Source organism: Nonomuraea angiospora (genome assembly GCF_014873145.1).
GTDB classification, from domain to species: Bacteria; Actinomycetota; Actinomycetes; order Streptosporangiales; family Streptosporangiaceae; genus Nonomuraea; species Nonomuraea angiospora.
Genome location: NZ_JADBEK010000001.1, coordinates 11855806 through 11875590 on the forward strand (window position 1 = coordinate 11855806; position 19785 = coordinate 11875590).

Sequence of the window (19785 nt, forward strand, 5' to 3'; positions counted from 1 at the left end):
GGCGGACAATCAGGGCAATGGACATCGAGTCGCCGGCCAAGCTCATCGAGCTCCTCGACCGGCACGCCTACCTGGCCGACGAGGGGCTGGCCACGGCGGCCTTCCTGGCGCTGCGGATGGGCCGGCCGCTCTTCCTCGAAGGGGAGGCGGGAGTCGGCAAGACCGAGCTCGCCAAGACGCTGGCGGCGCTGCTCAAGGCGCCGCTCATCAGGCTCCAGTGCTACGAGGGGCTGGACGCGGCCCAGGCGCTGTACGACTGGGACTTCGCGCGCCAGCTGCTCCACCTCAAGGCCGCGGAGGCCGCCGGCGTCACCGACGTGGGCCGGCTGGAGGGCGAGATCTACGACAGGCGGTTCCTGATCGCGCGGCCCCTGCTCAAGGCCATCGAGACGCAGCCGAGCGTGCTGCTCGTGGACGAGATCGACCGGGCCGACGACGAGTTCGAGGCGTTCCTGCTCGAAGTGCTCTCCGACTTCACCATCTCCATCCCCGAGCTCGGGACCGTCAAGGCCACCACGCCGCCGGTGGTCGTGGTCACCTCCAACAGGACGCGCGAGGTGCACGACGCGCTCAAGCGGCGCTGCCTCTACCACTGGCTGGAGCACCCGAGCTTCGACCGCGAGGTCGCCATCCTGCTGCGCCGGCTGCCCGCCTGCACCGAGACGCTGGCCGTGCAGGTGGCGCGGGCGGCCGAGCGGCTGCGGCAGGCGGACCTGGTCAAGCCGCCGGGCGTGGCCGAGACGCTCGACTGGACGGAGGCGCTGCTGACGCTGGGGGCCAAGGAGCTCGATCCCGCCCTGGCCGCGGCCACCCTGGGGGCGGCGCTGAAATACCGGGAGGACGTCTCGAACGTGCTCGGCAACGGGCTGCTGCCCCATGGATGAGCTGGTCGCCACGATGACCGCGTTCGCCAGGACGCTGCGGGCGGCCGGGGTCGCCGCCGATCACGAGCGCACCCAGAACCTGCTCAGAGTGCTCGACCACCTCGACGTGGCCGACTCCGGCGACGTCTACTGGGCCGGGCGGCTCACGCTCTGCGCCACACCCGACGACCTGCCCCGCTACGACCGGTGCTTCGCCGCGTACTTCGGCGGGGAGCGGGCGGGCGTGGCCCGTACGAGCACGACCAGCGTCACCAGGCACCTGGCGGCCGAGACGCGCGGCGAGGCGGACGGCGGCGACGAGAAGACGGCCGCGCCCGCGACGGCGAGCCGGGCCGAGGTGCTGCGGCACCGCGACGTGGCCACGCTGACCGAGGCCGAGCGGGCCGAGGTGCACCGGATGCTGGCCATGCTGAGGTGCGGGCGCGAACGCCGGCGCTCGCGCCGCTTCGAGGGCGCCCACCGGGGCGTGCTCGACCCGCGCCGCACCATCCGCGACGCGCTCAGGAAGGGCGACGTCGCCCGGCTCCGGCACAAGAGGCACACCACCCGTCCGCGCGCGGTCGTCCTGTTCGTGGACGTCAGCGGCTCGATGGCCCCGTACGCCGAGTCCCTGCTGCGCTTCGCCCACGCGCTGGTCAGGAGCGAGCCCCGGGCCACCGAGGTCTACTCGGTCGGCACCAGGCTCACCCCCGTCACCGCCGAGCTGCGCCACCGCGACCCCGGCACCGCGCTGAACGAGGTCTCCAAGGCCATCCCCGACTGGAGCGGCGGGACCCGGCTGGGCGAGGAGCTCAAGGAGTACCTGTCCCGCTACAGCGCGCGCGGGGCGATCGCCGTGATCGCCTCGGACGGGTGGGAGCGCGGCGACCCCGCCCTGCTGGGCGCGCAGATGGCCAGGCTGGCCAGGCAGGCGCACCGGGTGATCTGGGTCAACCCGCACAAGGGGTATGAGGGCTACCAGCCTCTCACGGGCGGCATGCGGGCCGCCCTGCCGTACGTGGACGACCTGGTGGCCGGGCACAGCCTGGCCGCCTACGAGCGACTCAGTGAAAGGCTGGCCCATGCGTGACGTGCTGCCGGAGATCATGAGGTGGTGGAGGTCGGGGCTCAAGTTCGGGCTGGCGACCGTGGTGAGCACGTTCAGCAGCGCGCCCAGGCCACCGGGTGCGGCCATGGCGGTGCGCGGTGACGAGGTGGTCGGCAGCGTGTCCGGCGGGTGCGTCGAGGGCGCGGTGTTCGAGCTGGCCTCCGAGGCCGACGAGACCGTCCTGCAGCGGTACGGCGTGAGCGACGACGACGCGTTCGCGGTCGGGCTCACCTGCGGCGGCATCATCGACATCCTCGTGCAGCCGATCTCCATCGAGACCTTCCCCGAACTGGGGGAGATCGCTATGTCCGTGGACGCGCACGAGCCGGTCGCCGTCGCCACCATCGTCTCCGGCCCCGGGCAGGTCGGCGCCCGCCGGGTCATCTGGCCGGACCGCTCGTCCGGCACGCTCGGGCTCGACCGGCTCGACGAGGCCGTGGACGACGACGCGCGCGGCATGCTCGCCCAGGGCCTGACCGGCATCAGGCGCTACGGCGGCGAGGGGGAGCGGCGGCTGGACGACCTGGCGGTGTTCGTGCAGTCGTTCGCGCCGCCGCCGCGCATGCTGGTGTTCGGGGCGATCGACTTCGCGGCGGCGGTGGCCAGGGTGGGCAAGTTCCTCGGCTACCACGTCACGGTCTGCGACGCCCGCCCGATCTTCGCCACCGCCAAGCGCTTCCCCGACGCCGACGAGGTCGTGGTCAAGTGGCCCCACGACTACCTGTCCTCCGTCCAGGTGGACGAGCGCACGGTGATCTGCGTGCTCACCCACGACCCCAAGTTCGACGTGCCGCTGCTGGAGGTGGCCCTGCGCACCGGCGCCGGGTACGTGGGCGCCATGGGCTCGCGCCGCACCCACGAGGACCGGCTCGCCCGGCTGCGCGAGTCCGGGCTCACCGACGCCGAGCTGGCCAGGCTGCGCTCGCCCATCGGGCTCGACCTCGGCGCGCGCACCCCCGAGGAGACGGCCGTGTCGATCGCCGCCGAGCTGATCCAGCTCCGCTGGGGCGGCTCGGGCCGCCCGCTGTCCAGCACCGAGGGCCGCATCCACCGCGAGACCCGCCCCGAGGGCTCATGAGGAGCGCGCAGGTGGCTGGGCTGCTGCTGGCCGCGGGGGAGGGCGCCCGGCTGGGCACGCCCAAGGCGCTGGTCGAGTACGCGGGCGAGCGCCTGGTCGACCGCGGCGTGCGGCTGCTGGAGGAGGGCGGCTGCCACCCCGTCGTGGTCGTGCTCGGCGCGGCCACCGTGCAGGTGCGCGGCGCGGTGACCGTGCGCAACCCGGACTGGGCCTCGGGCATGGGCTCGTCCCTGCGGGTCGGGCTCGCCGCGCTGCCGCGGGAGGCCGAGTCCGTGGTGATCGCGCTGGTCGACCAGCCGTTCATCGGCCCGGGCGCGGTACGCGCGCTGATCGCCTCCGGCGCCGGGCTCGCGGTCGCCACCTACGAGGGGAAGCGCAGGAACCCGGTGCTGATCGCCCGCGAGCACTTCGCCGAGGTGGCGGAGCTGGCCGTGGGGGACGTGGGGGCGCGGCCGTTCATGAAGGCCCACCCCGAGCTGGTCACCGAGGTGCCGTGCGACGAGCACGGGAACCCGGCCGACATCGACACGCCCCAGGACCTGCGGCTGCTGGAGCCTTCCTAGAGTCGCAGTGAGGCGATGGCGGCGCGGTGGTCGCTGCCGGTCGCGGGGGCGACGCCCGCCTTGGTGGCCGTCATGCCCTTGAACAGGATGTGGTCGGGCCGGGTGATCGGGAACTCGGACGGCCAGGTGAACCCGAACCCGTCGCCCGCCACGGTCTGCGCGTCGCTCAGCGGCGGGGTCAGCCCCCGCATGCCCCGGTCGGTGGTGGCGGTGTTGAGGTCGCCGAGCAGCAGGATGCGCTTGCTCGGGTCGGCGTCGATGAGCTTGCGCGCGTGCGCGAGGGAGACGTCGCGCGAGGCGGTCTCCCCGGGGCGGGCCGAGGCCAGGTGCATGACGTAGACGGTCACCTTGCCCTTGGGGGTGGCGACCACCGCGCGCAGCGCCCGCGGCCAGCCCAGGCCGACGTCGAGCGGCTTGGTCTCGCTGATCGGGTAGCGGCTCCACAGGCCGACCGTGCTGACCGGATAGTGGTACTTGAACATCTTGTTGAGCTGCTTGGCCGCGGGGCCGCCGCTGGTCAGCTCCTGGGCGGCCAGCAGGTCGAGGTCCTTGGCGATGATGCGGACGGCCTCGCCCGAGGCGTTGTTGGTCACGCCCACGTTGACCGTGCCGACGGTCAGGTCGCTCGGGCCGCCCGGCGGCGTGCGCAGCAGCGTGGAGCCGAACATCGCCGCCCACACCACCCCGGGCACCAGCGCCGCGATCGCGGCCGCCCTGGAGCGTGCCAGCGCGGCGGCCAGGAGCAGCAGCGGGACGGAGACCCCCAGCCAGGGCAGCAGGCTCTCCATCACCGGCGTGAACCCGCCGAGCGCAGGGATCAGCCGGTGTCCAGCCATGGCCACGGCGACCACTGCGGACACGACGACGACCAGCCGGCTCAGCACCTGATCCAGGCTAGTGGCTCCCTGCCCGCCACGCCGACGCGATAGCCTGTTCGCGTCGCAACGGAATATCATTCGGTTTCATCGGGAGCCCGGCATGCGCATCGGTATGGCACTCAACTACTCGGGCGGCTTCAAGGAGACGGTGGCCGAGCTGGCGGACTATGAGAAGGCCGGGCTCGACATCGTGTTCGTGGCCGAGGCCTACAGCTTCGACGCCGTCAGCCAGATGGGGTACATCGCGGCCAGGACCGAGCGGCTGGAGATCGCCTCCGGCATCCTGCCGATCTACTCCCGCACGCCGGCGCTGCTGGCCATGACGGCCGCGGGCCTGGACTACGTCTCCGACGGGCGCTTCACGCTCGGCCTCGGCGCGTCGGGGCCGCAGGTGATCGAGGGCTTCCACGGGGTGCCGTACACGGCGCCGCTCGGGCGTACCAGGGAGATCATCGAGATCTGCCGCCAGGTGTGGCGGCGCGAGCGCCTGGTGCACGAGGGCAAGCACTACACGCTGCCGCTCCCGGCCGGCCAGGGCACGGGCCTGGGCAAGCCGCTGAAGCTCATCAACCACCCGGTACGGCCCCGCATCCCGATCGTGATCGCCGCCATCGGGCCCAAGAACGTCGAGCTCGCCGCCGAACTGGCCGAGGGCTGGGAGCCGATCTTCTACGTGCCCGAGAAGGCCGCCGACGTGTGGGGCGCGTCGCTGGCCGCCGGCCGGGCGAAGCGCGACCCCGAGCTGGGCGAGCTGGACGTGATCGCGCAGGCGTCCCTGGCGATCGGCGACGACGTGGCCGGGCTGCTGGAGTTCGGGCGGCCGATGGCGGCCCTCTACATCGGCGGCATGGGCGCCAAGGGCCGCAACTTCTACAACGACCTGGCCAGGCGCTACGGCTACGAGAAGGAGGCCGAGCGGATCCAGGACCTCTACCTGGAGGGCAAGAAGGACGAGGCGGCCGCCCTGGTGCCCGGCGAGCTGCTGGAGAGCATGTCGCTGATCGGCAGCGAGGGGTTCGTGCGCGACCGCGTCCAGGCGATGAAGGAGTCGGGGGTGACCACGCTGAACGTGGCGCCGCTCGGCAGGACGCACGAGGAGCGGGTGCGGCTGATTGAGATGATCAAGGACATTGTGGGGTGAGTCACACCGTTTAGTGGAATACGCCCGTTTTGACGGGTGTTGTGGGAGCTCGTGAGGTTCATCCTGGTGTTCGTGTGGCTCGTCGAACGGCTGCACATCGATCTGTGCCGGCTGCACGGATCGCTCTGTCGCTGACCGCGTCCGCCTCCATCCCCCCAATCCTCACCTGGCATGCCCGCTCGCACGGCGGGCCGGCATGTCCTTCCCCTCGGGAGCTCCCCACCCATGAAGAGATTCTCCTTCTCCCTGCAACTGCTGGTCGGCCTCGTGGCCGGCATCGCGCTGGGCTTCGTCGCCAAGATCTGGGACGTGGCCTGGCTGGCCGAGACGCTGACCCGGGTCGGGCAGATCTTCGTCCAGCTGCTCAAGCTCGCCGTCCCGCCCCTGGTCTTCACCGCCGTGCTGGTCAGCGTGGCCAACCTGCGCAACGTCAACGGCGCCGCCAGGCTCGCGTCCAAGACGCTGCTGTGGTTCCTCATCACCGCGTTCATCTCGGTGGCGCTGGCGATCGGGCTCGGCCTGCTCCTCAACCCCGGCCAGGGCGTCACCCTCGACACCGGCGCCGCCAAGGCCGTGGACCTCGAGGGCGCGGGCACCTGGCTCGACTTCGTCACCGGCATCGTGCCCACCAACATCGTCACCGCCTTCACCGAGGTGAAGGTCCTGCAGATCGTCTTCCTGGGGGTCGTGCTCGGCGCGGCGGCCCTGGCGGTCGGCGAGAAGGCCGAACCGTTCCTCAACCTCGGCCGCTCCGTCCTGGAGCTGGTCCAGAAGGCGCTGTGGTGGGTCCTGCGCCTGGCCCCCATCGGCACCGCGGGCCTGATCGGCAAGGCCGTCTCCACGTACGGGTGGGACCTGCTGGCGCCGCTGGCCAAGTTCAGCGCCGGGGTGTACGTCGGCTGCTTCATCGTGCTGCTGGCCGTCTACCCGACGCTGCTGGCCGTGTGGGGCAAGGTCAACCCCGTCCAGTTCTTCCGCAACGCCTGGCCCGCGATCGAGCTGGCCTTCGTCTCCCGCTCGTCCGTCGGCACGCTGCCGCTGACGCAGCGGGTCACCGTCGAGCGCAACGGCGTGGACCGCGACTACGCCTCCTTCGCCGTGCCGTTCGGCGCCACCACCAAGATGGACGGGTGCGCCTCGGTCTACCCGGCGCTGGCCGCGATCTTCGTGGCCCAGGTGTTCGGCGTGCCCCTCGGGTTCGGCGACTACCTGCTGATCGCGTTCGTGTCGGTGGTCGGCTCGGCCGCCACGGCGGGCCTGACCGGCGCGATCGTCATGCTGACGCTCACGCTCAGCACGCTGGGGCTGCCCCTTGAGGGCGTCGGCCTGCTGCTGGCCATCGACCCGATCCTCGACATGATCCGCACCGCCACCAACGTCGCCGGCCAGCTCGTCGTCCCCGTCCTGGTGGCGCGCTCGGAGGGCCGGCTGGACGAGGCCGTCTTCAACGCGCCGCCGCAGCCGCTGGACGCCGCCGCGCCGGTGGGGCGCGCGCCGCAGCCCGCGGCGGCCTGACCTCGCCGCCGGGCGGCCCGCAGCGCGTACGGGAGGCGGGCCGCCCGGCGCGATGATGGGGCGGCAGGGTCTGTGGGGCCCTATGGTGGTCGGAAATCCTGATGTTCGAGTAATTGGCGGGGATATGTCCGACGCGACGCCGTCCTTGGTCGCTGACCGGTATCGGCTTGACGAGCGCATCAGCAGCGGGCCGATGGGTGAGGTGTGGCGAGGCTACGACACGCGGGCCGACTGGGTCGTGGCCGTGAAGGTGCTCGGCGCCCGGGTGGCGGGGGCCACGACCCGGGAGGTGCTCAGGCAGCACGCCCAGGCCGTGGCCCGGGTCATCCATCCGAACGTGGCCATGGTCCTGGACGTCGGCGACCAGGGCGGGGCGCCGTTCCTGGTGATGGAGTTCCTCACCGGCCCGAGCCTGGGCGAGGAGCTGGCCGCGCGCGGTCCCCTGCCGATCGTCGAGGTGTGCGACCTGGTCGGGCAGGCCGCGGCCGGGCTCGACGCCGCGCACCGGGCCGGGGTCGTGCACGGGCACGTCGCCCCGCACAGCTTCCGGCTGGCCGCGAGCGGGGTGCTCAAGGTCGTCGGGTTCGGGATGGACGACCGGGTGCCGGGGGATTCGCGGTACGTGGCGCCCGAGCGGGTGGCGGGGCAGGAGGCCGCGGCCGCCGGGGACCTGTACGCGCTGGGGTGCGTCTGCTACGAGCTCCTGTGCGGCCGGCCGCCCTTCGGCGACGGGGCGCAGGACGGTTCCGGCGGCGTTCAGGGGCGGGGCGCGGTCGCCGCGCCGAGCGCGTCGAGGGCCGAGGTGCCGGCGGAGCTGGATCGACTCGTGCTGGCCATGATCGCCGAGGATCCCGCGCAGCGGCCCGGCAGCGGGGAAGCGGTCCGGCGGGCGCTGGCCGCCATCGCGCGGCCGCGCGCCAACCCGGCCGCACCGCCCGTTGGGTCGCCTCCGCCCGCCGCCCCGCCCGCCGGGTCGCCTCCGCCCGCCGCCCCGCCCGCCGGGTCGCCTCCGCTCGGGTCGCCTCCGCCCGGGGCGGTCATGCCCGTGACGGGCGTCTCCCTCCGGGGCGGCGGCGGGCTGGGCGGCGCGCCCGGCGCCGGGACGGCCGGGGGCGACGGATCGACCGAGATCTTCCAGGCCCCGGGGCCCGGCGGGGCTCCCAGGGCCGGTGACACCGCCGTCTACCAGGCGGGCGACCTAGAGCCCGCCCCCGGGCCGAACCGCAAGCTCATCCTCCAGCTCGGCGCCGCCGTGGTGGTCATCGCGGTGGTGACCGTGGTCATGGTGATGTGGGCGGGCGCGAGGAAGGAAGAGCCGCTGACCGCCTCCACCCCGACCGCCGAACCGACCACCCTGCCGACCACCCCGCCGACGATCCCCACCGTGGAGCACACGCCCGACTCGACGCCCGGCGTGGTGAGCACCCTGGGGCCGACCTCGCTGCGCGAGACGGTCCGGCCCAAGGCCACCCTGGGCGAGGCGATCCCGCCGGGCGGCTGGAGCAAGTGGCTGTCGGAGTTCGACAAGGCGGTGTCGGCCCAGCAGGCCATGGGCGCGATCGACCCCAAGGTCGCGGACAAGGCCCGGGACAAGATCAGGAAGGCGGCCAGGAAGTTCCAGGAGGGCCGCGTCGACGCGGGGATCGACCAGATCGCCGGCGTCTACCGTGACCTGAGGCGGGCGCAGGAGAAGGGCGACATGGGCGATGCCGGGCCGGCGGCGCAGGTCCTGGAGGACTGGCGGCTGCCCGACCACTAGGAGCTCCAGACGGCTCTAGGCGGGCTCGGCCAGGTGGCAGGCGGGTTCGGCCGGGTGGCGGGCGATAGTGACGCCGGGGGCGGAACACGTACATTGGCGCCATGAGCGTCGACTACGTGGCACGCCGGGCCCGCCTGGCCGGCTTGCTGCCCGCCCGTGAGGTGCCCGCCCTGCTGGTCACCTCCCCCGTGAACGTCCGCTACCTCACCGGGCTGGTCAGCTCGAACGCCGCCGTCCTGGTCAGGGCCGACGGCACGGCGCTGCTGGCGACCGACAACCGCTACATCGAGGTGGCCCGCACGCTGGACGTGCCGTCCGTCGAGGCGTACGACGTGGAGAGCGCGCTGGTGGAGCCGGGGGCCGGGATCGAGGCGGCGTGGATGAGCGTGGCCACGTACCGGCGCCTGGGCGCGGGGCTGGTGCCGCTGGAGCCGGTGGTGGAGCTGCTGCGGGCGGTCAAGGACGACGGCGAGCTGGAGCTCCTCCGTACGGCCTGCGAGATCACCGACCAGGCATTTGCCGATATTTCAGGGAAAATCGTCCCGGGGATCACCGAGCGCGACCTCGCCCGCCTCCTCGACAACCGCATGACCGAGCTGGGCGCCGACAAGCCCGCGTTCGACACGATCGTGGCCGCCGGCGAGAACGGCGCGATCCCGCACCACGCCCCCTCCGGCAGGGAGATGCGGACCGGCGACCTGGTCACCATCGACTTCGGCGCCCGCTACCGGGGCTACCACGCCGACATGACCAGGACGGTCTGCCTGGGCCCGCCGACGGACTGGCAGCGCGAGATCTACGACCTGGTCGCCGAGGCGCAGCGGGCCGGCAGGCACGCGCTCGCGCCGGGCGCGGGGGCCAGGGACGTGGACGCGGCGGCCCGTGGCGTCATCGAGGACGCGGGGTACGGGAGCCGCTTCCGGCACGGCCTGGGACACGGAGTCGGCCTGGAGATCCACGAGGAGCCGTTCCTCGGCCCTTCGCGGACCGGTAGACTAGAGGATCGAGTTCCGATCACCGTCGAGCCTGGGGTCTATCTCCCGGGCCGGGGCGGCGTTCGCATCGAGGACACCCTGGTGACACGTGAGGGCGGGCCGGAACTTTTCACGAAGACGACCAAGGAGCTGCTCGTCCTTTAGAGCGGCCGCACGCGGGAGAAGAACGAGTGGCGACGACCAACGACCTCAAGAACGGCATGGTGCTGAAGCTCGAGGGCGGTGAGCTCTGGGCCGTGGTCGAGTTCCAGCACGTCAAGCCGGGCAAGGGTGGCGCGTTCGTGCGCACCAAGCTCAAGAACGTCCTCTCCGGCAAGGTCGTCGACAAGACCTTCAACGCCGGCGTGAAGGTCGACGTGGCCAACGTCGACAAGCGCGAGATGCAGTACTCGTACAAGGACGGCGACGACTTCGTGTTCATGGACACCGAGACCTACGACATGGTCAACGTGCCCAGCGGCACCGTCGGCACCGCCGCCAACTACATGCTGGAGAACACTCTGGCCACGGTCGCGTTCAACGAGGGCTCGGCCCTCTACGTCGATCTGCCCGCCGCGGTCGAGCTGACCATCGCCGAAACCGAGCCCGGCCTCCAGGGCGACCGCTCCACCGGCGGCACCAAGCCCGCCACGCTGGAGACCGGCGCCGAGATCAAGGTGCCGCTGTTCATCACCACCGGGGAGAAGGTCAAGGTCGACACCCGCAGCGGCGATTACCTCGGCCGGGCCTGAGGTGTCGGCACGCGGCAAAGCACGCCGGCGGGCGCTTGACATCCTCTTCGAGGCCGAGCTGCGCGGCGAGGATCCGCTGAAGATCCTCGCCGAACGCGTGGAGCGGCAGGAGCCCCCGGTGAACGAATACACCTCGACCATCGTCGAGGGCGTCGCCAGACACCACGCGCGCATCGACGAGCTGATCACCACGTACGCCGAGGGCTGGACCCTCGACCGGATGCCCGCCGTCGACCGCAACCTGCTGCGCGGGGGCACGTACGAGCTGCTCTGGATGCCCGGCGTGCCCGAGGGCGTGGTGATCAGCGAGTGGGTGCACCTGGCGGGTGAGCTGTCCACGGACGAGTCGCCGCAGTTCGTGAACGGGCTGCTGGCCCGCTTCAAGCAGCTCAAGCCAAGCCTCACCCTTTAGACACCGACAAAAGCCTGCGTTCGGGGTACGTTCCCAACAAACAAGGGATACGTTCCAAGAACACGATGCCTGCACGGCTCGCCGATGCGAGGGACGTGCGTCGTCACACGGCCGGGCGCCTGTGCGCGCAAGCCTGACGTGTGGCCAGGGCGCGTGCGGACAAGTGGCGCGTCACCAGCCGCGACGCGCCCCTTTCCGTTCGCGCGGCGGTGCGTATCGTGTGGGCATGGTGACCGAGGACGACGTACGCCGGCTCGCCCTGGCGCTGCCCGAGACCGTCGAGAAGACCATGTACGGCACGCCCGCCTTCTACGTCCGCGGCAAGTGGTTCGCCCGGGTGCGGGAGGAGGGCGACGTGCTGGTGCTGCCGGTGGGCTCCGAGGAGGAGAAGGCGGGGCTCATCGCGGCCGAGCCGGCCGCGTTCTTCACGACGCCGCACTACGACGGGTCGGCCACGGTGCTGGTGCGGTTCGGGGCCGTGGACGCCGGGGAGATGGGCGAGCTGCTGGCGGAGGCGTGGCGGCTGCGGGCGCCCAGGCGGCTGGCCGCCGGCTTCGACGCCTGACCCCGCCGCCCGCACATCGCCGCCCGCACATCGACGGCCTGACCCCGCCGGCCGTATGTCGCCGCCCGCACATCGACGGCCGGATGCCGCTGCCCGGACCTCGGCGCCCGGACCTCGACGCCCGGACATCGGCGGCGACGCGCCCGGGGCTGCGGACGCGACCGGGAGCGGCCCGCGCCGGTGACGGGCGCCGGGGCCGCGGGCGCGACCCGGAGCGGGTGGTGCCGGTGACGGCGAGCGGGGGACCGGCGCACCGCGTAGGCTGGGGCGCGTCCGCGCAGAAGCGCAGTTCATGATGTGCGCGATCGCGAGGGCCCGGAGCGCGGGCCCGGCGCGAGGGGAGAGGGAGGCGAGCCGACGTTGCGTGCTGAAGGCGTCACGAGGACCCCGGCGGTGCGGACCGCCGTCGTCTGGGACGCGTTGCGGTCCGCGCTGGCCGAACGGACGGCGGCGACCGGCCGGGAGGGGCTCGACATCGTCGATGCCGGAGGCGGCACCGGCGGGTTCGCCGTGCCGCTGGCGGCGCTGGGTCACGCCGTGACCGTCGTGGATCCGAGCCCCGACTCGCTGGCCGCGCTCGAGCGCCGGGCCAAGGAGAAGGGCGTGGGCGTGCGGGGCTTGCAGGGCGACGCCGCCGACCTGGGCGAGCTGCTCAGCCGTGACAGCGCCGACCTGGTGCTCTGCCACAGCGTGCTCGAATACGTCGAGGACCCGATCAGCGCGCTGACCGCCGTCGCGGGCGTGCTGCGCAGGGGCGGCGCGGTGAGCGTGCTGGCCGCCAACCCCGTCGGCAGCGCCATCCACCGGGCGCTCGCGGGCCAGTTCGACGAGGCGCGGGCCGTGCTCGACGACCCGCGCGGCACCTGGGGCGACCGCGATCCCACGCCGAGGCGCTTCGCCGCCGAGACGCTCTCCGAGCTGCTGGCCGCGACCGGGTTCGCCGTCGGCGCCGTCCACGGCGTGCGGGTCTTCGCCGACCTGGTCCCGAGCAGGCTCGTCGACGGCGAGCCCGGCGCGGCCGAGGCGCTTGTCGCCCTCGAGCAGGTCGCCGCCACCCACCCGGTGCTGCGGGACATCGCGACTCAGCTGCACGTGCTCGCGCACAGATCCTGAGGCGCGGGCCCTGGGTATGGAACGCATGTTCGGATAGAATCGGCGGCGTGTCTCGCAAGCAGATCACCGGCATCGGCCCCGCTCCACGCACCGGGGCCGACGACAGCGGCTGCCCGATCCTGCACGTCGACATGGACGCCTTCTTCGCCAGCGTCGAGCTGCTCGAGCGTCCCGAGCTGCGCGGCCGCCCGGTGATCGTGGGCTCGCCCGCGGGCCGCGGCGTCGTGCTCAGCGCCACCTACGAGGCCAGGGCCCAGGGCGTGCACTCCGCCATGCCGATGAGCAGGGCGCGCAGGCTCTGCCCCCAGGCCACGATCATCCCGCCCAGCCACGGCAAATACTCCGAGGTCTCCAAGGGTGTCATGGAGATCTTCCACACGATCACCCCGATGGTCGAGCCCATCGCGTCCGATGAGGCGTTCCTCGACGTCGGTGGCGCCAGGCGGCGGCTGGGCCCGCCCGCCGCCATCGCCGCCATGATCAGGGAGCAGGTCCTCGACCGCTACGGCATCACGTGCTCGGTCGGCGTGGCGAGCAGCAAGTTCGTGGCGAAGCTGGCCAGCAAGCAGTGCAAGCCCGACGGGCTGCTGGTGGTGCCCGCCGACCAGGTGGTCGACTTCCTCCACCCGCTGCCGGTCTCGGCGCTGTGGGGCGTCGGCGAGCGCACCGAGCAGTCTCTCGTACGCCTGGGCATCCGCACGGTCGGCGACCTGGCCAGAGTGCCGCCCGCCACCCTCCAGCGCGAGCTCGGCCAGGCCGTGGGCGGCCACCTGGCGGCGCTGGCCTGGGGCCGTGATGAGCGGGCGGTGAGCGCCCACGTGCCCGACAAGAGCATCGGCAACGAGGAGACGTTCGCGGCCGACGTGGACGATCCCGAGGTGATCAAGCGGGAGCTGCTGAGGCTTTCCGAGCGGGTGGCCGCCAGGATGCGTAAGGGCGGACACGTGGGAAGGACTGTAAGCGTGAAGCTCCGCCGCGCCGATTTCACGACGATCAACCGCTCGCGCACGCTGCGCGAGGCGACCGACGTGGCCCAGGTGATCTATGCCACAGCCTGCGAGCTGTTCGAGGCGGCCGGCCTCCAGCGCGTGCGGCTGCGCCTGGTCGGGGTCAGGATGGAAAACCTGCGTCCTGCGGGCGAAGCCGTCCACCAGCTCGGCCTCGGGGAGCGGGAGACCGGCTGGCGCGAGGCAGAGCAGGCCATGGACAAGGCGATCCGGCGATTCGGTCCCGACGCGGTGGTCCCAGCATCGCTCGTACGTGGCAAGCTTGATGATGTAGAGACATGACGCCGATGTCCTGATTTTTATGGGCTGTCAGTGTCGCGATTTTGGGGGAAGGGGGGCGAGATGGGCCACAATGGAGCCATGACGACACCTCCGGTTTGGTCTGCGTTGGACGTTTGCTTTCGCCTACGTCTACAGCCTCGTATTCTGGGGATAACCGACCGCGAGGTTCGGACACCCCGTGTCGTCCGTTGCCGTCTTCCCCGTCCTGGGGCTGTCCTTGGGAGGCGCCGTGCCGCTCTCTGAGCACGAGCAGCGCTTGCTCGACCAGATCGAGCAGGCCCTCTACGCCGAGGACCCGAAGTGGGCCAACACCGTAAGGATCAGTGACCCGCGCAGCCATTACAAGCGTCGTCTGATCAAGGCCTCCATCGGCTTTGCTCTCGGCGTCGTCATCATGATGGTCGGCGTGGTGATGAGTGGCAGTGCCCTGATCCCTCTCGGCGTCGGCGGTTTCGTGGTCATGCTCGCCGCGTGTCTGTGGGGCCTGTCCAGTTGGAAACGCATGAACGGGTTCGGTGACTCCGCGCCCGCCTCGGGCTCGGCCCCTCCCGCGGGCAAGCAGGCCCGCCGGCCGCGCCGGGGGACGTTCATGGAGCGCATGGAAGAGCGCTGGCGCCGCCGAAACGATGAGCGCTGACCGCTGACCTGCGGAGCCGCCCGGACACGCGTCCGGGCGGTCCTCGTGTGTGAGGCGGCCCTTCCGGGTCTCGCCATGCGCCCAGGCGCCGACGGTCCCCGAGGGTGAGGTCGGAGGTCGGCGTGGTTCGTCCTCCGCTCCGAAAGCGGCCGACGGTCCTGCTCCCGAAGACGAAACCGGCCGTCCCCCTCGGCGAGGGGGACGGCCGGACGCGTCGGTCGGTCAGGAGCCCTTGTGGGCGGCCGTCCGCCGCAGCCTGATGTTCTCCAGCAGGTCGAACCCGTCGAGCAGGCGCTCGCCCAGCCCCCGCAGCCGCCGCAGCGTGGACGGCGGCAGCAGCACCGCCCGCAGCCGGCGCCCGCGTGACACCGTGGCCGCCAGCGCCTGGCGCACCTTGCGCAGGTCCTTGCGCATCGGCCCGATCTGCCCCGGATCCCGGGCGAACAGCACCCGCTCCACCGCGGAGGCGATGGCCGTGATGGCCGCCGCCGATTCCGCGTCGAACTCATACTGCTGGGTCAGCCGCCGTGCCAGCGCCCGCGGGGTCTCGCTGAGCCGGCGGGCCATGCCGTAGTCGTACAGCACGTCGTCCAGCTCCGCCCAGGCGGCGGCGACCGACGGATGGCGGCCCGCCGACTTCGACGCGATCCTGGCCGTCAGGTCGTCGGACGGCTCCGAGACCTTCCAGCCCAGGGCGCGCACGCGCCGGTTCCTGGTGATCAGCCGCAGGCCCGCGGGGATCAGCAGCACCAGCAGCAGCGCTCCCGCGCCGATGCCGATCTGGGCGATCAGCGGCATCGAGTCGTCCGTCGGCAGCCCGCCGGTGGCGACCACGCCCTCGCGGTCCAGCTCGCGAGGGTTGCGCCGGGTCTGCGGGTCGACCGGCTCGTCAGCGGACGAACTGGTCGAACCCGGCGTCGGCCTCGACGCCTCCCCGGTCGCCTCCGGCCTGGGCAGCGTGTACTCGGGCACCCGCGCGCTGCCCTGGCCGGCCGAACCCGAGGGAGTCGGCTCGAACGGCAGCCAGCCCACGCCCTCGAAATACAGCTCGGGCCAGGAGTGGGAGTCGTTGGTGCCGACCTGCCAGCGGTCGCCGACCTTCGTGCCGCCGGTGTAGCCGATGGCCACCCGCGACGGGATGCCCACCAGCCTGGCCAGCACCGCCATCGACACGGCGAACTGCTCGCAGAAGCCCGCCCGGTCGCGCAGCAGGAAGTCCCGCAGCGCCGAGTTGCTGTGCCCCTGCGTGCTGAGGTTGTAGGTGAAGTCGCCGCCGGTGAAGAACTGCTGCAGCTTGACCGCCGCGTCGTAGTCCGTCTTGGCGTCCGCGGTCAGGCGGGTCGCCAGCTCGTCGATCTCGGGCGGCAGGTTGTCCGGCAGCTTCAGGAAGCGGGGATCGACGGAGGGCCGGGTCCCGCTGAGCGATTCCAGCAGGTCCGGCGTGGGCTCCGGCTCGCTCGTGGTCACCTCGTACTCGACGCCGGAGGCCTCGTCGCGGGTGGAGAAGACCATGAGCGTGTCGACGTCCGCCCGCCAGTCGCCGTCGATCTGGATCTGTCGCGGCGGGTACGGCAGCGGCAGGAACTGCAGCTTCACGATCTCGTCGCTGATCCGGATGTCCGTGGTCACGGTCTTGACCTTCGGCTGGGGGCCGAGGCCGGGCGGCGGGGGGAGGGGGCCGTTGTCCGTCCTGTTCTGCACGGCCCCATTGGGCTGAGTCATGCCGAACTGCTGGCCGTCGAACGTGTCGAGCGCGTAGATCCGCAGATAGCGGGGCTTGTCGTCGTCGTTGGCGTAGGTGAGGACCACGCGCCGTTCCGGCAGCTCCAGCTGGCCCTTCAGGCCCGCGATGGGGTTGGGGATGCTGATCGAGTTGCCCCGGCCCGAGCCGCTGCCGCCCACGCCGAACGTGAAGAACGACACCGGCTCCATGGCCGGCAGCAGGGCGGGCACCAGCACCGCCAGCGCGATCGCGGCGAACCCGATGCGCTTGCCCGACAGCCGCAGCCCGCTGGTGTCGGCCGAGGTGCGGGCGTCGGAGCGGGAGGACGTGGCGCGGGTCGTCCGCCGTACCAGCACCGCCCTGCCCCAGCGGCCCACCCGCTCGCGCCCGTCGGCGATCAGCAGGCCGATGAACCCGAGCGCGGCCAGGATGAACGCCGGCCAGCTGATCGGGTCGGGCAGGATCGTCGCCGGCACGGTGGCCAGCGCCAGCAGCGGCAGCCCGGCCAGCGCCGCCCGGCGCAGCCGCGCGGCCAGCAGGTCCACGGCGATCGCGATCAGCGCCACGCCGCCGGCGGTCAGCAGCGTGATGCCCTCGGTCTCCGGCACGGGAGCGGCGAAGCGCTGAATGTCGGTCCAGCCGACCCCCAGCAGCCTGCCCAGCTCCACCACCGACCCGCGGGTCGGCACCACCCACGCCCACGCCTTGGCGGAGGCGAACGCCGCGGTCAGGTAGACCCACACCGCGAGCAGCGCGACCAGCGGCGCCGCCCACGCGGGCAGCGACAGGCGGCTGCTCAGCAGGCCCGCGGCCATCACGGCGAGCACGGCGCCCAGCGACGTCCAGAACCAGGAGCCGCCCTGGAAGAGCGGGTAGAGCAGGAACGCCGCGGCGAACGCGGCCACGCCTGAGGCGACGGTCAGCCTCATGCCGCGCCTCCCGCCGGGTTGAGCGCGTACCTGTCGCGGTTGGCGGCGTGCTGCCAGACGGAGGCGATCGAGGTGCCCGCGGGCAGGCGCACGATGCGCCAGCCGTACCCGGCCAGGACCGTCTGCACGGCCTGGTGGTTCTCGGCGGCGGCGCGGTCCCCGCCGTCCCACGTGCTCACGTCGAGCATCACCGCCACCGCGGTGATGCCGCTGTGCCTCAGCCTGGCCAGCTCTCTCGCCTCCTCCGGGTCGAGGTCGCCGAGCACGGCCACGATCAGCCCGTCGCCGCCGCCCTGGCGCAGGGCCGAGACGCCCATCTCCAGGGAGCGGGCCGGGCTGTGCCGCACCACGGCGAGGGTGTCGAGCAGCGACCAGCTCAGTCCGGTGTCGGTCAGGTGCTCGGCGCCCTGGTCGGTCACCAGCCGCAGGCCGAGGCCCTCGCGGGCGAGGTGCACGCCGATCGAGGCCGCGGCCGAGACCGCCACCTCGAACGACGAGCGCGGGCCCTCGCCGCGGTGCGCGTACCTGCGGGTGTCCAGCAGGAGCGCGCCGCGGCTCTGCCACTGCTGCTCCTCGCGGCGCACCATCAGCTCGCCGCGGCGGGCCGTCGAGCGCCAGTGGACCCGGCGCAGGTCGTCGCCCTGCCGGTATTCGCGCGGCGCCACGTCGTCGTCGCCGGCCGCGGCCACGCTCCTGGTACGGCTGTCGCCGCCGCCCGTCCACTCGCCCGACAGCCGCACGTGGGGCAGCGCCGCCACGTGCGGCGTCACCACGAGCGTGTCGCTGATCGTGAACGAGCGGGTCAGCTCGACGAGCCCGAACGGGTCGGCGATGCGGACCGACAGCGGGCCGATCGTGTAACGGCCGCGCAGGTCCGAGCGCACCCGGTAGTCGATCTCCCGCACGCCCCGCGACTCGACCCGGTCCAGCACGAACCGGGGCCGCACGCCCAGCGCATAAGGAACGGTGTCCTCGATGAGCAGCAGGCCGGTCGGCAGCCTGGTGACGTTCTCCAGCCGCAGGGTCACGGTGGCCTCGCCGCCGACCTCCGCCCGCGGCGGGTCCAGGCGCCTGGCGCAGCTCAGCCGGTAGCGCGTGCGCGCCACGACCATGGCCGCCAGCAGCGGCAGCGCCGTCACCAGGACGCCGATCCTGAACAGGTCGTTCTCGCCCAGGATGACGGCCATCAGCAGCGCCGCGATGCCGGAGGCGAGGAACGACCTGCCCCTGGAGGTCAGCGCCCGCAGTCCGGCCCTCACGACGCCCTGGCCTCCGGCACCGGCACGCGCCTGATCAGATCGGTCACCACCTGCTCCGGCAGGCGGCGCTGGCCCTGGGCCTCGACGCTGGGCAGCAACCGGTGCGCCAGCACGGGGATGGCCAGGTCCTGCAGGTCGTCGGGGATGACGTAGTCGCGGCCGGCCAGCGCGGCGTGCGCCCTGGCGGCCCGTACGAGCTGCAGCGTGGACCGGGGAGAGGCGCCCAGCCGCAGGTCGGGGGAGTGGCGGGTGGCCACGACGAGGTCGATGGCGTACTTCTTGACCGCCTGCGAGACGTAGACGCCGCGTACGGCCTCGATGAGGGCGCGCACCTCGGCCGTCGTCGCCACCGGCTCCAGCTTGTCCAGCGGCGAGGTCTGGCCGTGCACGTCGAGCATCTCCAGCTCGGCGTGCGGCTCGGGGTAGCCCATCGCGATGCGCGCGGTGAAACGGTCGCGCTGCGCCTCGGGAAGGGGATAGGTGCCTTCCATCTCGATGGGGTTCTGGGTGGCGATCACCATGAACGGCGCGTCCAGCTGGTACGTCTCGCCGTCCACCGTCACCTGCTGCTCTTCCATGCACTCCAGCAGCGCGGACTGCGTCTTCGGGGAGGCGCGGTTGATCTCGTCGCCGACCACGATGTTCGCGAACACCGGGCCGGGCTTGAACTCGAACTCCCGCGTCTGCTGGTTGTACGCGCTGACCCCGGTGATGTCACTGGGCAGCAGGTCGGGAGTGAACTGCACGCGGCGCACCGGGCAGTCGATGGAGCGCGCCAGCGCCTTGGCCAGCATGGTCTTGCCGACGCCTGGTACGTCCTCGATCAGGAGGTGGCCCTCCGCGAGCAGGACGGTGAGCATGATGCGGACGGCGTCGCCCTTGCCCTCGATCACCGATTCGATGGCGTTCCGAATCCGATGCGCGGTGGTGACCAGCTCGTCGAGCTGGGGAGGGACATCATGGGTTACTGCCACCGGGCCTCCATGAGAGAAGTGCGACGGCTGTCCCGTAGGGTGCCTTTGCGGGAGCCATGCCATTCCTTTTCCATTGTGTGTACGACCCTACGACGCTGTGGGTTCTCGGGCGACATTTGTGGATATTCCAGGGAACCCTGCCGATGTTCCTGTTCTTGTCGCATAGCAGTACGAATCCCGTGACACGGCGCCCCCGCCGGGCGCTCCACTTTCCTCCACCGGGGGCTTCCCGAACGAGCCGAGCCCCTATTTC

At 72.2% G+C, this 19785-nt stretch carries 19 protein-coding genes; 15 read left to right on the top strand and 4 right to left on the bottom strand.

Annotated features, from left to right (window positions below; translation table 11 throughout):
* The first annotated feature begins 17 nt into the window (after nt 1-17).
* Genes H4W80_RS54415 through H4W80_RS54430 form a run of 4 tightly spaced genes read left to right on the top strand, consistent with a single transcriptional unit; the run spans nt 18 to nt 3612 of the window.
* Nucleotides 18-884, top strand: coding sequence for an AAA family ATPase (locus H4W80_RS54415; RefSeq protein ID WP_192792226.1), 867 nt, complete (start codon nt 18-20; stop codon nt 882-884).
* On the top strand, nt 877-1953 hold the full coding sequence (locus tag H4W80_RS54420; protein WP_192792227.1) for a vWA domain-containing protein: 1077 nt from the start codon (nt 877-879) through the stop codon (nt 1951-1953). Before H4W80_RS54415 ends, H4W80_RS54420 begins: the two co-directional genes overlap by 8 nt.
* Nucleotides 1946-3049, top strand: coding sequence for an XdhC family protein (locus H4W80_RS54425; protein ID WP_192792228.1), 1104 nt, complete (start codon nt 1946-1948; stop codon nt 3047-3049). The genes H4W80_RS54420 and H4W80_RS54425 overlap by 8 nt, the downstream gene beginning before the upstream one ends.
* On the top strand, nt 3046-3612 hold the full coding sequence (locus H4W80_RS54430; RefSeq protein WP_192792229.1) for a nucleotidyltransferase family protein: 567 nt from the start codon (nt 3046-3048) through the stop codon (nt 3610-3612). Before H4W80_RS54425 ends, H4W80_RS54430 begins: the two co-directional genes overlap by 4 nt.
* Here H4W80_RS54430 and H4W80_RS54435 read toward each other — a convergent pair.
* Nucleotides 3609-4496, bottom strand: a complete 888-nt coding sequence (locus tag H4W80_RS54435) for an endonuclease/exonuclease/phosphatase family protein (RefSeq protein ID WP_318787516.1) — start codon at nt 4494-4496, stop codon at nt 3609-3611. The genes H4W80_RS54430 and H4W80_RS54435 overlap by 4 nt on opposite strands.
* 94 nt (nt 4497-4590) lie before the next feature.
* On the opposite strand from H4W80_RS54435, the gene H4W80_RS54440 reads away from it, so the two are divergent.
* The 11 genes from H4W80_RS54440 (at nt 4591) to H4W80_RS54485 (ending at nt 14647) form a co-directional block, all read left to right on the top strand.
* A complete protein-coding gene (locus H4W80_RS54440) occupies nt 4591-5631 on the top strand; it encodes an LLM class F420-dependent oxidoreductase (protein WP_192792231.1) in 1041 nt (346 codons plus the stop codon).
* A gap of 72 nt (nt 5632-5703) precedes the next feature.
* Nucleotides 5704-5766 carry a putative leader peptide gene (locus H4W80_RS64875; protein WP_350729229.1) on the top strand — a complete coding sequence of 21 codons (63 nt, stop codon included), beginning with the start codon at nt 5704-5706 and terminating at the stop codon, nt 5764-5766.
* 90 nt (nt 5767-5856) lie between these two features.
* Nucleotides 5857-7146, top strand: a complete 1290-nt coding sequence (locus H4W80_RS54445; RefSeq protein WP_192792232.1) for a dicarboxylate/amino acid:cation symporter — start codon at nt 5857-5859, stop codon at nt 7144-7146.
* A gap of 124 nt (nt 7147-7270) precedes the next feature.
* Nucleotides 7271-8905 (top strand): serine/threonine-protein kinase, encoded by a 1635-nt coding sequence (locus H4W80_RS54450; protein WP_225964197.1) that lies wholly within the window; start codon nt 7271-7273, stop codon nt 8903-8905.
* Between the two features lie 101 nt (nt 8906-9006).
* Nucleotides 9007-10044, top strand: a complete 1038-nt coding sequence (locus H4W80_RS54455; protein ID WP_192792234.1) for a M24 family metallopeptidase — start codon at nt 9007-9009, stop codon at nt 10042-10044.
* A 26-nt stretch (nt 10045-10070) separates the two neighbouring features.
* Nucleotides 10071-10631: an elongation factor P gene (gene efp, locus H4W80_RS54460; protein WP_192792235.1), complete on the top strand. Its 561-nt coding sequence runs from the start codon at nt 10071-10073 to the stop codon at nt 10629-10631.
* Nucleotide 10632: 1 nt separating this feature from the next.
* The gene (nusB, locus tag H4W80_RS54465; RefSeq protein WP_080041071.1) at nt 10633-11043 is read left to right on the top strand and encodes a transcription antitermination factor NusB; all 411 of its coding nucleotides are present in this window, start codon (nt 10633-10635) and stop codon (nt 11041-11043) included.
* A 226-nt stretch (nt 11044-11269) separates the two neighbouring features.
* The gene (locus H4W80_RS54470) at nt 11270-11608 is read left to right on the top strand and encodes an MmcQ/YjbR family DNA-binding protein (protein ID WP_192792236.1); all 339 of its coding nucleotides are present in this window, start codon (nt 11270-11272) and stop codon (nt 11606-11608) included.
* 360 nt (nt 11609-11968) lie between these two features.
* Entirely contained in the window at nt 11969-12721 is a 753-nt protein-coding gene (locus tag H4W80_RS54475; protein ID WP_192792237.1) for a methyltransferase domain-containing protein, read from the top strand.
* Between the two features lie 47 nt (nt 12722-12768).
* Nucleotides 12769-14010 carry a DNA polymerase IV gene (gene dinB / locus H4W80_RS54480; RefSeq protein WP_192792238.1) on the top strand — a complete coding sequence of 414 codons (1242 nt, stop codon included), beginning with the start codon at nt 12769-12771 and terminating at the stop codon, nt 14008-14010.
* Between the two features lie 229 nt (nt 14011-14239).
* On the top strand, nt 14240-14647 hold the full coding sequence (locus tag H4W80_RS54485) for a DUF3040 domain-containing protein (RefSeq protein WP_192792239.1): 408 nt from the start codon (nt 14240-14242) through the stop codon (nt 14645-14647).
* A gap of 222 nt (nt 14648-14869) precedes the next feature.
* Here H4W80_RS54485 and H4W80_RS54490 read toward each other — a convergent pair whose 3' ends face one another.
* From H4W80_RS54490 to H4W80_RS54500, 3 genes are read right to left on the bottom strand one after another with little or no spacing between them, the layout of a single operon-like run.
* Nucleotides 14870-17299 carry a transglutaminase TgpA family protein gene (locus H4W80_RS54490; protein WP_192792240.1) on the bottom strand — a complete coding sequence of 810 codons (2430 nt, stop codon included), beginning with the start codon at nt 17297-17299 and terminating at the stop codon, nt 14870-14872.
* Entirely contained in the window at nt 17296-18558 is a 1263-nt protein-coding gene (locus H4W80_RS54495) for a DUF58 domain-containing protein (protein WP_192792241.1), read from the bottom strand. Before H4W80_RS54495 ends, H4W80_RS54490 begins: the two co-directional genes overlap by 4 nt.
* Nucleotides 18555-19595 carry an AAA family ATPase gene (locus H4W80_RS54500; RefSeq protein WP_225964198.1) on the bottom strand — a complete coding sequence of 347 codons (1041 nt, stop codon included), beginning with the start codon at nt 19593-19595 and terminating at the stop codon, nt 18555-18557. The genes H4W80_RS54495 and H4W80_RS54500 overlap by 4 nt, the downstream gene beginning before the upstream one ends.
* Nucleotides 19596-19785 lie beyond the last annotated feature (190 nt).